This window comes from Paenibacillus sp. 2TAB26, assembly GCF_052115145.1.
GTDB lineage: Bacteria > Bacillota > Bacilli > Paenibacillales > Paenibacillaceae > Pristimantibacillus.
In genome coordinates this window covers 263,995-278,033 of record NZ_JBFRGC010000008.1, presented here as the reverse complement: position 1 = coordinate 278,033, position 14,039 = coordinate 263,995, and the positions used below count along the sequence as shown (strand labels likewise).

11 protein-coding genes and 1 pseudogene are annotated in these 14,039 nt (G+C 45.4%); 10 read left to right on the top strand and 2 right to left on the bottom strand.

Annotated features, from left to right (window positions below; all coding sequences use genetic code 11):
- Positions 1-406: 406 nt before the first annotated feature.
- The 5 genes from AB4Z50_RS11295 (at position 407) to AB4Z50_RS11275 (ending at position 5,934) form a co-directional block, all read left to right on the top strand.
- The gene (locus AB4Z50_RS11295; protein ID WP_441878861.1) at positions 407-1,078 is read left to right on the top strand and encodes a hypothetical protein; all 672 of its coding nucleotides are present in this window, start codon (positions 407-409) and stop codon (positions 1,076-1,078) included.
- 238 nt (positions 1,079-1,316) lie between these two features.
- Positions 1,317-2,243 (top strand): hypothetical protein, encoded by a 927-nt coding sequence (locus tag AB4Z50_RS11290; protein WP_441878859.1) that lies wholly within the window; start codon positions 1,317-1,319, stop codon positions 2,241-2,243.
- A gap of 90 nt (positions 2,244-2,333) precedes the next feature.
- The gene (locus AB4Z50_RS11285) at positions 2,334-2,696 is read left to right on the top strand and encodes a BlaI/MecI/CopY family transcriptional regulator (RefSeq protein ID WP_441878857.1); all 363 of its coding nucleotides are present in this window, start codon (positions 2,334-2,336) and stop codon (positions 2,694-2,696) included.
- A 2-nt stretch (positions 2,697-2,698) separates the two neighbouring features.
- The gene (locus AB4Z50_RS11280) at positions 2,699-4,651 is read left to right on the top strand and encodes a M56 family metallopeptidase (RefSeq protein ID WP_441878855.1); all 1,953 of its coding nucleotides are present in this window, start codon (positions 2,699-2,701) and stop codon (positions 4,649-4,651) included.
- Positions 4,652-5,223: 572 nt separating this feature from the next.
- Entirely contained in the window at positions 5,224-5,934 is a 711-nt protein-coding gene (locus AB4Z50_RS11275; protein ID WP_441878853.1) for a lysoplasmalogenase, read from the top strand.
- Between the two features lie 94 nt (positions 5,935-6,028).
- Here AB4Z50_RS11275 and AB4Z50_RS11270 read toward each other — a convergent pair.
- Positions 6,029-6,238: pseudogene (locus AB4Z50_RS11270) on the bottom strand (carbonate dehydratase); the annotation flags it as partial.
- A 233-nt stretch (positions 6,239-6,471) separates the two neighbouring features.
- Here AB4Z50_RS11270 and AB4Z50_RS11265 point away from each other — a divergent pair.
- Positions 6,472-6,942 carry a hypothetical protein gene (locus AB4Z50_RS11265; RefSeq protein WP_441878851.1) on the top strand — a complete coding sequence of 157 codons (471 nt, stop codon included), beginning with the start codon at positions 6,472-6,474 and terminating at the stop codon, positions 6,940-6,942.
- A gap of 222 nt (positions 6,943-7,164) precedes the next feature.
- Here the strand turns inward: AB4Z50_RS11265 and AB4Z50_RS11260 are convergent, their stop codons facing one another.
- Entirely contained in the window at positions 7,165-7,488 is a 324-nt protein-coding gene (locus AB4Z50_RS11260) for a 2Fe-2S iron-sulfur cluster-binding protein (protein WP_076268675.1), read from the bottom strand.
- A 367-nt stretch (positions 7,489-7,855) separates the two neighbouring features.
- On the opposite strand from AB4Z50_RS11260, the gene AB4Z50_RS11255 reads away from it, so the two are divergent.
- The 4 genes from AB4Z50_RS11255 to AB4Z50_RS11240 all read left to right on the top strand — a co-directional run bounded on the left by AB4Z50_RS11255 (position 7,856) and on the right by AB4Z50_RS11240 (position 14,011).
- Positions 7,856-8,782, top strand: a complete 927-nt coding sequence (locus tag AB4Z50_RS11255) for an AraC family transcriptional regulator (RefSeq protein WP_441878849.1) — start codon at positions 7,856-7,858, stop codon at positions 8,780-8,782.
- Positions 8,783-8,859: 77 nt separating this feature from the next.
- Positions 8,860-10,656: a sensor histidine kinase gene (locus AB4Z50_RS11250; protein WP_441878847.1), complete on the top strand. Its 1,797-nt coding sequence runs from the start codon at positions 8,860-8,862 to the stop codon at positions 10,654-10,656.
- Positions 10,657-10,659: 3 nt separating this feature from the next.
- Positions 10,660-12,300 carry a response regulator gene (locus AB4Z50_RS11245; protein ID WP_441878845.1) on the top strand — a complete coding sequence of 547 codons (1,641 nt, stop codon included), beginning with the start codon at positions 10,660-10,662 and terminating at the stop codon, positions 12,298-12,300.
- Between the two features lie 124 nt (positions 12,301-12,424).
- Positions 12,425-14,011: an extracellular solute-binding protein gene (locus AB4Z50_RS11240; protein ID WP_441878843.1), complete on the top strand. Its 1,587-nt coding sequence runs from the start codon at positions 12,425-12,427 to the stop codon at positions 14,009-14,011.
- Positions 14,012-14,039 lie beyond the last annotated feature (28 nt).

Sequence of the window (14,039 nt, the reverse complement as noted above, 5' to 3'; positions counted from 1 at the left end):
ATTCAATGGCTTTCATTTTTGTTTCCACTGGGTAACTTACTCTTGTTGCCAACGTAAAAACACCTCCAAGGTTGTCTCCATATCTTACGACATGGTTGCATTTTCTTGAAGGTGTTTTAATTTGTCTCACGCTAAGGGGTCAGTCCCAACTCATGCGAGTTGCTTCCCGGCTTTTTGTTTTGTATGTCCACACTAGATTGAATGTTTATAACAACCGAAGTGTCTAAGACCTTCGCTAGCGGTTGTCCATTTAATCATTCAATGGAAATAGCGTTGACACCTGGGTCAACGGTTGTATGATGAGAGGGTGTATTTGAGTGGGAATGGTGCATCAACTGCTGGTGATGATCTTGGAGCAAGAAGAATCAGATCGTCGTAGATACTTCACTCATTTGGAGGTGGACGTATGAAGAAGGAATGGGAATGGAATGTTAATGTTCGCTCTGTAGAACGGGAAGAAATCTGCTTTGCCTCAAATACTGCTTGGCAGGTGCAGGCGCAAGGCTATCGGCTATATGTTAATACGGATCTGTCAGCAGAGCTACGTGCGCAGGATCAGGTTCGAATGACTGTTGGTGATTTAGGTAAACCCGACTGGGCTGCTTTTATCGGAACGGTTGTGGATTGCAGTTCTGATTCCATCCTGCTTTATACGAGTCCCCAATATGAGTCAAGTCTAATGAACACAAGGCAGCTTGAACGCCTATTCTCACCGCTCACTTCTATAGAGGGAGCTCAAAATGTAATTGATAAGCTCGGTTTCTTCCCCCCGTTTCATTACGATATAATAACGAAGGTCCGTATGGAAGCTGCAGGACTGTGTGGCAATCAGAAAAACTTGTATGTAACGATCAGCCATACATCCGCAGGTGGGCTGGAGCAGCCTATTGCTTTGTATTTCGAAGACATCCAGCATGAGAAAATAAGCCCAGCCGAGGAGTGCAATATCTGTTTGCAGCTGAGTCTCGCCTATGAAGGCGATCAGATTCGCGTCGAATGGGATGCCGTGTCTGGGTTTGAAGCATCGTTTCTATGCCGAAAAATGATTGTTCAATTTCACGATGAGAGTAAGAGCTGAGAAACCTCATAGGTCAGACACTGAAAATACAGTGCATAATGGATCAGTAATTCATATGCGCTGTATTTTTTGATGCCTAAAAAACAAACCTTGCTAAGGTCAGGTTTACATGACCTCATTTAACACATTTTCCTTTGCCATACTTTCGCCATGTTCAGGAGCGTTCTGCTCAGACATAATTCAGTTAGTAAGTACAGAAGTTAGTTTGTTTTATAGCTGTCTTTAAGGAGGAATGGGCATGTTTAATAAAACGGTGGCGCTTCAACCTTTTGCTGATATTTCTGCGTATACGGAGGGTTTCAAGATTGTCTCGGCACAAATTGGCTCCGATGGCTGCATGTATGTTTTGCTCATTAACCAGATCCCAATACGGGAACGAGGTATGTTCGTCCCATCGACTCTAAAGAAACCATATACCTACAAGGTGCTGCTCGTAGAAAAAGATTATGTTGATGAAGTAGTGTTTGCGGATCAACATTTCAATTATCATTATGTTCAGCCGATTCATAATCGTCTACTGTTAGTCGGAGCGCGCTGCTCTTACTATGGCGTAGGCAAGTATGATCTGAACGCTAAAGTGTGTGATTTTAAAGGGAATACGATCCGAGAGTTTTTGCTTGGAGACGGCATTCAAAGTGTTCAGGTGACGGAGAAAGGGATCATTTGGACCAGTTATTTCGACGAAGGCGTGTTTGGAAACAACGGGTGGGATAAACCTATAGGTGCGCAAGGTCTTCTGGCTTGGGATGAGAACGGCAACAAATTGTATGAGGACCAAGTGTCGGATATCGCCGATTGTTATGCGTTGAATGCAGCTAGCGATGAGGAAGTTTGGTTTTATTATTATACGGACTTTTTGATGGGCTGTATTTCCGGCGGAATCGAGCAGCCCAAGGTCACCTTTATAAATCCTGAGATTTCCGGCTCTTCGGGGTTTTGTACGGATGGTTATCACTTTCTGTTCGATGGCGGTTACGGAAAACACGGAACTTATATTCTTAAGAAAAATGAAAAACCGGGGAGTTTATCCGCAGGGTGCCGGATCCATTTTCTGAATGAAAAAGCCGAGCCGCTTGTCCCGTTAACACAGGATTTTCGAGAGAATCGAGTGCTTTTCAGTGAAGGAAGCTTATTGTACCTGGTGTCGGTTGAAGAAGTGGTTTAGCCTTACTCTCCTATTTTCATTGACTATTCTGGTTTATAGTTATAAACTCGTTACATGGGTTTATGATTATAAACCGGATAGGAGGTTATTATGAGTAACTTGAAGCTGTGTGAAAGTGATTATCGATTTATGCTTGTTGTGTGGGAGAGTGAGCCGGTGGCATCCGGGAGGCTGGTAACTTTGTGTTCAGAGAAGCTCGGATGGAAGAAGCCAACCACCTATACTGTGCTTCGGAAAATGTGTGAAAAAGGACTTCTTAAAAATGAGGATACAATTGTAAGCTCCATTATTCCAAAAGAGCAGATCCAGGCGTACGAAAGCGAGCATTTTATTGAACGGACTTTTGAGGGCTCGCTGCCCCAGTTTCTCGTTTCTTTTTTCGGCAATAAAGCTCTCTCCAATAAGGAAGCTGATGAGCTAAAGTGTCTAATTGATGAGCATAAGGAGGGTTGAGTATGGAAACGTTGTTTCTAAAAATACTCAATATGTCCCTGACTGCGTCTTATGTCATTATCGCCTTGCTTCTCATCCGTCTGCTGTTGAAACGGGCACCAAAGAAATATTCCTATTTGCTATGGGCGATTGTACTGTTCCGCTTAGTTTGTCCGGTGTCTATTTCCTCTGAGCTCAGCCTCTTTAATGCTCCCCCCTTTGATATGACCGCAGCGCAAAAGAGCGGCGAAGCGGCACTGAGCTACGTCCCAGCGGACATCGGCTATATGGAGAAGCCGGGGATGACGGTAGGCATACCGACCGTAAATGTCATGATAAGCGACACGCTGCCGCAAGCGGACCCGACTACTAGCGTAAATCCATTGCAAATATGGATACAGATCGGTACAGTTCTTTGGTGTTTAGGTGTTCTTGCGCTGCTTGTTTACAGCTTGGTGACCTATTTCCGATTGAAACGCCGCATGGCTACAGCGGTCCTACTGGATAAACATATATTCGAGTCCGACAACATCCGGTCGCCATTTATTCTCGGCTTTATTAAACCGCGAATTTATATTCCCTTTGGGCTTCAGGAGCAAGAACGAGTCTATATTCTGAAGCATGAAGCCTACCATTTAAAGAGGAAAGATCACTTAATCAAGCCGCTCGCCTTTGTGGTTCTTGCTTTTCACTGGTTTAATCCGCTTGTTTGGCTTGCCTTTATATTAATGGCCAAAGACATGGAGATGAGCTGCGATGAAAAGGTGCTATCGGAGACGGGTTCGGGAATCGCGAAGGATTATTGCACGTCATTGCTCTCCTTTGCGGCAAACCGCCGCTTACCGTCTGCTAGTCCGCTAGCCTTTGGAGAGACAGGCATCCGTGAGCGCGTCAAAAATATACTACGCTTTAAGACGCCAAAAAAACGGGTGATCGTATTCTCAGCCGCTGCTTGTATTATTGCTGTTGCCGTCTGTGCAACAAATCCAATCGTGAATGGGGCGCTGCAAGAGACTGGAGAACCGTATGGCAGCTATCGCTTTGAGGAACAGGTGTATATGAATTTACTGAGCTCGTTTGTAGCTGTCGATGGGTTTAAGGAGTACTATACATTTACCGAAAACTCGCTTATTATAACCGACGGAGCCGGCAATCAACAGAAAATGAAGGCTGTTTATGAACGGAAAGCTTTAGATGTGCAAAAGTTTAATGAAAGCTTTATGCCTAGCATTAATGTTCCTAATATTTTAGGTTATAAAGAAAGATATGAGTATGTACTAACCGATTCGGCCGCTGATCCTGAATATCGTCTTTTTCTACTAGATGATGAGGTGTGGCTGGCAAAAACACATAAGGATAACGTCAATACTCTAAAGAGCGAATACATTTGGAGCATCTACAAAATTTCGAAGCTAGACGAGGAAATAGTAGAATCAGAATCTATAGTGGGAACTCAGGACGGTGTTGATGCTTTTTTAGCTTTGCAAAAGGATTTTAATTCAGGCTACGACACAGATAAGTGTTATAACATCACACCACAATTTATTAGTGAAAACTCTGAGTATAGTATTTTCAAATATGATAAATCTGCCGCATCATTTTTGTTATATAAAGGAGTGGTCTATCCGCTTGGCGAGTGGTTTGGCGGGTTTGGCGTAACAAGTATGGCTCTGGCCGATATAGACAACGATGGGGATTCGGAATTGTATTTTACATATTCATGGGGTTCTGGCCTTCATCGCTCTCATGCAGCTTATTTTAGCCCATCTGCCAAAGAAATTGTTACCTTACCCTACACAAATATAAATAAGGACATGACCCTCGTGGATCATGGCGACGGCAGTCTATCTCTATATGGGGCAGACATATCAAATCTAATGGATTTTGCTCATTTTGATAGGAAGAAAACTGATTTTATATCGGATATTGTATATGAGAAAGGGCAGATCTTATTAAGTGCAGCAGCTAATGAGTAAAGACTGATAGATATTATAAAAGCCTCATATGCATAGAAGGTAGAAGCTCAGATCACGGTAATTGAGGATGCAGCTTTCACTGCTATGATCCAATTTCCATCCCAAAATCATTTTTCTAACGAACCGTATTGCCCTTATTATGTAGAAAAGTACAACTATATTATTTTAACGAATCTGGATAACGTTATATCATGCTTTATTAGGTGTTATGAGCTGTTTTTCTCGAATTAACGATTCTGGAGTTCGTTACGATTTTAATCGACTACCAATGGCTTAAATAAGAGCTATAAGGTTCGTAAGCCATTGGCATGGTAAGAGAAGGATATCCTTCTGCGTAAGCTCCATCAAAAAACAAAGCTGGGTCTGTTTCAAGCGTAGGTAATCCTACTTTTGGGACAGCCCTTTTTTAAATTAAGGTATGGCGATAAGTTACGAAAAAAGGCTGCTCTTTCTCTATTTTTGTTTATTTCATTCCTTTGTTCTACTTTGAATAAGCAAAAATATTCATGTTTATGTCAGCGTTTACATCGTATCTAGGTTCGGGTAAAGTGATGGAATAAGGGGGATCGCATATGCGTAAGAGTTGGCTGCTGGGACTTATTGTGTGTACAGGTGTAATTCATCTTGCGACGTTATCAGTGGACAGTACGGTGCTGCATTGGATATTCAAGCTTCTGCCAATTGCGCTCATTATTACGCTCGTTGTTTGCAGTGTACCAGATGGACGCGGCCAAGCGGTTTATAGGAAGCTGATTCTGACAGGGCTGCTGTTTAGCCTATTGGGAGATGCGTTTCTACTGCTTCCTGATGATCCGTGGTTTGTGTTCGGGTTGGGTGCGTTTCTAACGGGGCATTTGTTTTATGTGGCTGCAATGGTTGCTCGTTGGTTTAAGCAGCAATCGCTTATGAGCTGGTACGGTGTGCTTGCGGGCTTGATTATCGTCATTTACTCGGTGCTGCTGGGCAGTCGCTTTTATGAGCGTATTTCGGGGGATGAAAGCTTAAGCGGGTTATGGATTCCCGTCGTTGTCTACATTACCGTTATTGGAGCGATGTGCTTTACGGCCATTATGAGCCGCAATGCGTTTGCCATTGTTGGTGCGATCCTATTCGTTGCATCGGACTCGATACTGGCTTGGAATAAGTTTGTCGCAGATGTGCCTTATTCAGGTCTCCTTATTATGTCTACTTACTTCGCAGCCCAAATGTTGATTGCTTCAAGTGTACAGAAGGTCAAGAAAGTTGAAGCGGCGGCCGCTAAGCCTAAGAACATCCCTCTGTGATTAAGAATACGAACTTGATGATTGTGAATCAAATTGGATCGAGAACAGGTGTCGCCTGACACCTGATCGAACTTGGAGCATTGTTCAAACTAGATCATTTCAACAAGCGCTTGCGATCGTAGGAGATCCCACAAGAACAGCGATGAGTACCGAAAAGCGAGTTATAGGATGGAGGAAACTCGCGATTTACACGGCGAACCTCGCACGAGAACTCTCTGCTATCTCTTGGAACTCTACGCAGCTTGTTGGCCTTTGCTTGGGTATCGATATGTGCTCCGGGAGGAACGAACCGATTGGGGGCAATTAGACGCTGATGGTTTCCAAAGCTTAACATTATTCCCCATGTCTTATTCTCCTCATGAGCAGTTTATATGCCTTCCAATTAAACTATTCAGCATGTCTGTGAATGTCACAAGATTTTCAGGTTATCTATCAGGAGTATGCCTTCCCAACCCATTGAACTGCCGTATACACACCAAAATCTATTAATCTCCATATGATAGTAGTAATTCTACTAATATTAAGGAGATGATAGGAATGATGAGAACAGGGGGAAGCAAGAGCGGAGGAGACCGAAGTTCAGGTTGCACATGCTCAAAGAACAGGAGCCATGGCGATAAAAGTGAAGGCCACAAGAGTGGAGGCCACAAAAACGAAGGACATAAAAGCGAAGGCCACAAAAATGAAGGTCACAAAAATGAAGGTCACAAAAATGAAGGTCACAAGAGCGAAGGCCATAAATGCTGCTGCGGTAAAAGCAGTGGAAGCAACAGCAATACTTTAAAAATTCTTTTGCGAATTGGTGTAGGAACACCCAATGTTCGGATTCATTTTGATGGAACATCGCATGTAGGCGTTTATTTGGGCATTTCAGATGGCAGCGTCATTCTTAATGTAAGAGGTGTCGTAGCATATATTAAAATAACTTCTATAACGGCTGTAGAGTTAGGTGTTAAAGTCAATAGAAAGTGTAAGAGAAAACAGTCGTGGAAATGCAGAAAAACATAAGCTAAATGTGTGTACTCACTGGATATAACAACCGTACTGTTAGCAAGAAGGCCGTGTTCATTTCCTGGTTTGAATGTCATGGCTTTTTCAGTATTCCTACCAATACAAACAAAAAAAGGGCTAGAAGCCCTTATTGCCGTAGATATGACCCAGATGGAGTTAGTTCACTTATTGTTATGATCGAAGTTTGCTTTGCCACCATCTTATAACGGGGGGAAATGATTAATCTTGGGGACGAGTGCCGGGCTCCAGGCCAGTAGAAGTCGCTGTCTTAATAAGCCGGACCGATAGGTCGCTATGCAGCCGAATTTGGCAGGATAGCCGAATAGCTGCATCCTCGATTCCTTTGTTGCGAAGAACTGTCGCTTCTGCCTCGCTCATCTCGCCTGCATCTCCAGAGAGCACTTCTACAGCGCATGTCGTACACTTAACGTTCCCGCCGCATCGGTGCAGGACGTCGACTCCATTATCCTCTAACATTAGCACAAGCTTTGTGCCTTCAACTGCCTGAATGGCGTTTCTTCCTTCTACTTGAACCGTTGGCATTTGCCATTCCTCCTCGAATTGTTCATCCTCATATTACCTAACCAGCTTATATTAAACCATTATCTTATAGAATAAGTCCAATTCTATAGCCAAACTCTTTTTATAGTACGAAAACCCACAAGAGGGGGGCGATTTTCAGAGTATCCTTCTTAAAAGTAAAATAGCTGAAATAAAAAGAATCATAACCATTAAGATCATTCATCCAACGGGTTTCGGTTCTTTAATATCGCCAGCTTAGCTGGATGCAGCGGCCACCCAGTGGCTTTTTTTCACTTCTAATGAAATTAGCATTATGTTAGGTGAACTAGACAAGAGCAATCTACTACTATTATTATAATTATTATAATCATACGATTTATTTTGAATTGTGAGAAATGATATAGTTGTCATTATGTTATATGCATGTGGAAATGATTATGGGATGGGAGTGATGGCTGCGATGCAGGAATACGAGTATGAGTTTGCTGATTTCATTTACTATACGCCTGGGCAACTGGAAAAGGAATGTCGTATATGGCCGGTTCGAGCGGGTCGCAGTTTGGCCAAGCCTAACTATAAAGTGGGACCCAAGAGGATAGAGTGCTACAGTCTTCACTTCGTGCAGGAGGGAATGATTCGGCTGCAGTACGAAGGCAAGCAGGTGGAGCTGGAGAAGGGCGACGTGTTTTGTTTATTTCCTTATCGTAAATATTTCTACGACATGATTCCCTCTGATCGGCCGCTTCAAATGAGCTGGTTGGCGGTGGATGGCGATAGGGCAATGGCGTTGCTAGAGCTTGCGGGTTTAACGCATGAGCATCCGTTTCGCAAGAAGGCGCTGACCTCACGAGTCAGAGCATCGGCAGACCAAGTCATTCATACGCTTGAAGGCGCTCAGCGGTGGAATCCGGCAGGTGCACTTGAGCTGCAAAGTCATATTTGTGCCTTATTCGCCGGGTTGATTCCGGAGTCGGTACCTGCTCAAGAGGCTGAACTTGCTGGTTGGATTCATGAATGCATGAAATACATAGAGCTGCACGCCTCAGAGGGAATATCCGTCCAACAGGTAGCGGATTTCGCGGGTGTTCATCGTTCCTACTTTACCCAAGTGTTTACAAGCCAAGCCGGCATGCCGCCAATGAAGTACATGCAGAAGATCCGTATGGACAAGGCGAGGCAGCTGCTAATGGATACAGACGCAACGATAACGGAGATCGCTCTGTCCCTTGGGTATCCGAATTTGTATACGTTCACCAGAGCATTCAAGACTTATTTTAAGGAATCCCCCTTAACTCTAAGAAAGACAATTGGATAATCTCAAGTAGGTACAATATATTTGAAAACGATTACACGATAAACACTTCCTTATGTTCAAAAAGGAGATTTCGCGACATGAAGTTATCCACCCTTCAACGATGGATATCACCCCGTTTAAGCATCCAAGGGAAGATATTCATCGCATTTAGTCTAGTCGCCCTGCTTTCCATATTATCCGTATCTGGCATTGTCTATTTGAATATGCGCGAGACGATAAAGGATAACGCAGTTACTTCGGTATCGGATAGTATTCGCCAGGCGGATGAATCCCTTAATATTATGCTGGAAGAGATCGACCGGCTGAACACGGTAGTAGTGACTAACAAAAACACGGTGATCGATACACTGCTCAGTCCATCGGAAGAGATCAGCTACGAATGGTTTTTAGAACAGAAGCGGATTGAAGAATTTCTATCGGTGCTGATCGATTATAAGCCCTACATTTCTAGGATTGCCGTTGTTGGGTTGAACGGAAAGGTTTTTTTCTCCGGTGGTCCATGGCTGGACCGGACGGTCCTTGGGTCACAGATGATGGATTATACGCTTGGAAACGGATCGCGCCATGCCTATTTGAAGCAGACCGGCGTGTCGGATGCCATTACCGTAGGCAGAGAAATCCGTTATAACCGCGAAACAATCGGCGTAGTCATGGTGGATTTAAACTATGATTTCATCAAAAAAACGTATGGAGTGAAGCCGACCGCCGATAGCATGCTGTATGTGCTCGATAAAGAAGGCGGATTCGTGTATCAGTCCGAATCAGCGCCGTCTTTTGCTCCTCCTATTGAGAAGATTGTAAGCATTAAGCAGGAATTCAAAGGCCCTGGCGATGTAGCGGAAATGATCATAGATGGAAGAACCTACACCGTTGTTAGACGTTCATCGGAATATACGGGCTGGACTACACTGGCGCTAATACCGATGGATTCACTGCTTAGTGAATCTGCGAATCTTCGCAAGCTGATGGCTGAAGTATCGGTATTTGTTTTGGCCATCGTGTTAATCTGCTCACTGCAGGTGTCCTCCCGGATCACCATAAATATTCGGCGTCTGAAGTCCATGATGATGCGGGTGAAGGACGGGAATTTGGAATTTCCAATGAAGGAAATCAAAACGAAAGACGAGGTAGGCCAGCTGTACCACGTCTTTATCGGTATGGTGGAGGAATTGAAACGGCTGCTGGAAGGAATTCGAATCAGTGAGAAGGAGAAGCGCGAAGCGGAGTTGACGGCTCTTCAGGCGCAGATACGTCCACATTTCCTATACAATTCCCTAAATACAATCAAATACTTGGCCAAGCTGAACGGTGTGCCCAATATCGAGGAGGTATCCGGCTCTTTAATCGAGCTGATGCGCGGGGTTTTAGGTAATTCCAATGAATATCTTACGGTTCGAGAGGAACTGGACTATGTAAGAAGTTATATCTCCATCGTGAAATATAAATACATGCAGCCAATTCCGGTGTATGAGGAGATTGAGGATGAAGCCCTGCTGGAATGCCGGGTGCCCAAGCTTATGCTGCAGCCTATCGTGGAGAACGCCATCATTCATGGGATCGGCTCGCTGGAGGAAGGGGGAGCGGTCATGATTCGCGTTTGCGAAGAGAATCACAACCTAAAAATCGAAGTGACGGACAACGGCAAAGGTATGACTCTGGAGCAGATGGATTTGCTGCTGGGCGAGCATAGCAAAGGAGAGGCTCCATCACGTTTCAGTGGCATGGGAGTGCGCAATGTGCATGAACGAATTGTTCGCATAAATGGAGAACCTTATGGTGTCAAGCTGTACAGCGAGCTGGGACTATATACGAAGGTCGTAATTACACTTCCCGTTCTACGGGACACGGAAAAATTAGATTATGAGGTGATATAGGTTATGTTTCAAGTGCTGTTGGTTGATGACGAGCCGCTGGTCCGCAACAACTTATCGACGCTAATCAATTTCCGGAAATACGGCTTTGAAATATGTGGTGAAGCGCACAACGGAGTCATGGCCTTGGCATTGATCGAGCAGTCTCCGCCGCATATCGCCATTATAGACGTAAATATGCCCGAAATGAATGGTGTGGAGCTAAATCGAACGATCAAAGAAAGATATCCTGCCATTAAGACGATTATGCTTAGCAGCTTTGACGACTACGATTATGTGCGTGAATGCCTGAAAAATGGCTCCATTGATTATTTGCTGAAGCATCGTCTCGACGGAGCAACGCTGATTGACCTGTTGAACAAAGCGGTTCTTGCACTRCAGCAGGAGGATCGGCTGTTGGAGAACCGCAATGATCAGAAAGCGATGGCAGAACGAATGAATCCGGTGCTCATCCGTGGTTATATTGCCGATTTGGTAAGAAGGAAACCGCAGTCCGCCCAGGAGCTTGAAGCCTTTGCACGGAAGAATGGGCTATATCCTCAAACGGTGAGCTACGCTGCAGCGTCTCTACAAATTGTCCCTTTCCTGCTGCTGACGCAATCCTGCAGCGACGTACAGACCAATCGGCTCGTCCAGCAGGCTGTTGAGATCATGCAGCAGAGTCTAGGTGATATACAAGAACGTACAGCCGCCTACCTTGAGAACGGACGTATGGTTGTCGTTTTTTCGTTCAAGGAACGAAGCGAGCATGCAGCTGCAAGCGAGGCTGACCGAATGATGAGCAAGCTTCGCCACGCGCTGGAGCTATTCCTGAATTTAAAGTGCGTCTATGCCATCGGACATTTATGCAGCAGCCTGTCACTTCTTAGAACGAGTTACGGTTCCGCAGAGCGACTGCTTGATTTTTCACCCAATGAGGAACTGACTGGCCAAGTGAATGGAGGGGGAAATGGAATATACGGTCAGCGGGTCTCTTTAACCATCGAGGAGCAGAAACAGCTGCTGCTCTCAATCGAGATGCTCGATAAGGACGGCATGCAGCGGCTGATTTTATCCGTATTCGATTCGATTAAGGGGCAGCCCATTCACTCTCATTCCGTGCAAATGATCATCAGCGAGCTTCTGCATATCGCGGATAAAGTGTTGAAGAAATGGCTGCCTCAGCATGGCTCTGCGATGGATAAGCTTCCTGCAAGGAGCGAATTGGGCAGATTAGACAGCGTCGGAGAGATGGAGCAATGGCTGCAAGCCTTCTATGCCAGCCTGTTGAGCCTGCTCAAGGAGACACATGCAGTGGGACCGTATTCACGGCATGTATCGCAAGCGATAGGATTCATTCTGGAAAGATATTCAGGCAGCGTCACTCTGGAGCTGGCAGCGGACGCCATCAGCCTGAATCCATCGTATTTAAGCAGACTATTCAAAGAAGAGACGAAGTCGACGTTCTCAGAATATTTAAACCGGATCCGAATCGATGCAGCGCGCAAGCTGCTAGAGAACGGTCAATACTCGCTCAAGCAAATCAGCAGTCAAGCGGGCTTTTCTTCCTACAACTATTTTTTTAGAGTGTTTAAGGAAATGACCGGCGTGACGCCCCAAACGTATTTGAACGGTTTAGGTGGCGGGGGAGCTGAAGCGAAGTTGTAAAATATGTGGAGTAAATAGTCATATTATTATAACTTTGTGGCGAAACGGGTGAATTATAATGAGTGGACACCGCTGGCAAACGGTTACACCATTCGGTGAATAGAACATTGGAGGTCACAGATTTATGCGTAGACACTGGGGAAGAAACGCACTAACTACGATGATCGTTTCCGGTCTGATCCTGACCGGCTGCAGCAACAACAACGGAGGCTCAAAGACAGAGAATCAGCCTTCGCCTGCTTCTGAAAGCGCTGTTAAAGCGGAAGGATTCCCGATCGTGGAGCAACCGATCAAGCTCAAGATGTTCACGCGAATCGCGCCTGCTAACGGGCCGTTCAAAGATATGCCGGTGTTCCAAGACTATGAGAAATTAAGCAACATTCAGGTAGCATTTACCGAAGCTCCTACAGACGGATTCGCGGAGAAAAAAAATCTATTGTTCGCTTCCAACGAGCTTCCCGATGTATTGTACCGTTCGGAACTCAATCCGCTTGAGACTATTCGCTACGGGACGGCCGGACAGCTTATTCCGCTTGAGAATTTAATTGAGCAGTATGCACCAAATTTGAAAAGCCTAATGGAGCAATATCCAGAGATCCGCTCGGGCATTACGACTCCGGAAGGACACATTTACTCGATCCCCGGCATCGTAACGACCGGCTCGGCGCGTACGGACAAACGCTGGATCAATAAAGCGTGGCTCGAGAAGCTGAACTTGGAAGAGCCCAAAACGACGGATGATCTATATAAAGTGCTCCTTGCTTTCCGGGATGGAGATCCGAACGGCGACGGCAAATCGGACGAAATTCCTATGACTGCGCGTAAGGCGGCAGCGGGGATACCTATCGTAAATATGATGGCCGGATCGTTTGGCTTGGATTTGCAGCTCGGCTATAACATCAACATCAAAGACGGCAAGATCAATATTTGGAGCAGCGACGAGAAGCACAAAGAGTTGCTTATGTACTTGAACAAGTTGTATAAGGAGAAGCTTCTGGACCAGGAAATCTTCACGCATACGGAAGCACAATATCTTGCTAAGCAAGGCTCAGGCAATACGGGTCTTTTCTTTGACCAGACGAACAACAACTTCTTGCCGATCCAGAATCAATATGTCGGCACCGCTCCTCCAGTTGGTCCGCATGGCGACCAGATGCAAAGCCCGGTAGCGCCGGTGCCACGCGACTTCGGAGCGTTCGCTATTACATCTGTGAACAAATATCCGGAAGCGACTATACGCTGGATCGACTATTTCTACAGTGACGAGGGCTCCACCCTGCTGCGCTTTGGCAGAGAGGGCGAGCATTACGAGCTGAAGGATGGCATGCCGTATTACAAAGAGGATTTTCTGGCAATAACAGGTGCGCAGGGAAAAATGACACCGTACGCAGGCGGCGGCGCGCCTCACTTGATCAGCGACAAGGTAGCGTCTTTCATCAATCCACCGCAAGTTCAAGAGGCATACGCGAAGCTGGAGCCGTACATGCCGAAGATTCGTTATGCTGCTCCGATGTTCAATGAAGAGAACGCTCAGAAAGTTAACATTCTGCGCAACGACATCGACAAATATATCGACGAGCAAAGCACGAAGTTTATCGTTGGCGCGATCAGCTTCGATAAGTGGGAGGAATTCCAGGCTACTTTGAAAAAAATGAAGATCGACGAGCTGGAACAGCTCTATCAAGAAGCTTACGACAAGATGGAGAAATAAGACCGAGACCGTATGAATAAGGAGTGAA

Bases quoted from the DNA above. Each gene is read 5' to 3' on its own strand.
- AB4Z50_RS11295 (WP_441878861.1), top strand. From the start codon at position 407: ATGAAGAAGGAATGGGAATGGAATGTTAATGTTCGCTCTGTAGAACGG.
- AB4Z50_RS11290 (WP_441878859.1), top strand. From the start codon at position 1,317: ATGTTTAATAAAACGGTGGCGCTTCAACCTTTTGCTGATATTTCTGCG.
- AB4Z50_RS11285 (WP_441878857.1), top strand. From the start codon at position 2,334: ATGAGTAACTTGAAGCTGTGTGAAAGTGATTATCGATTTATGCTTGTT.
- AB4Z50_RS11280 (WP_441878855.1), top strand. From the start codon at position 2,699: ATGGAAACGTTGTTTCTAAAAATACTCAATATGTCCCTGACTGCGTCT.
- AB4Z50_RS11275 (WP_441878853.1), top strand. From the start codon at position 5,224: ATGCGTAAGAGTTGGCTGCTGGGACTTATTGTGTGTACAGGTGTAATT.
- AB4Z50_RS11265 (WP_441878851.1), top strand. From the start codon at position 6,472: ATGATGAGAACAGGGGGAAGCAAGAGCGGAGGAGACCGAAGTTCAGGT.
- AB4Z50_RS11260 (WP_076268675.1), bottom strand. From the start codon at position 7,488: ATGCCAACGGTTCAAGTAGAAGGAAGAAACGCCATTCAGGCAGTTGAA.
- AB4Z50_RS11250 (WP_441878847.1), top strand. From the start codon at position 8,860: ATGAAGTTATCCACCCTTCAACGATGGATATCACCCCGTTTAAGCATC.
- AB4Z50_RS11240 (WP_441878843.1), top strand. From the start codon at position 12,425: ATGCGTAGACACTGGGGAAGAAACGCACTAACTACGATGATCGTTTCC.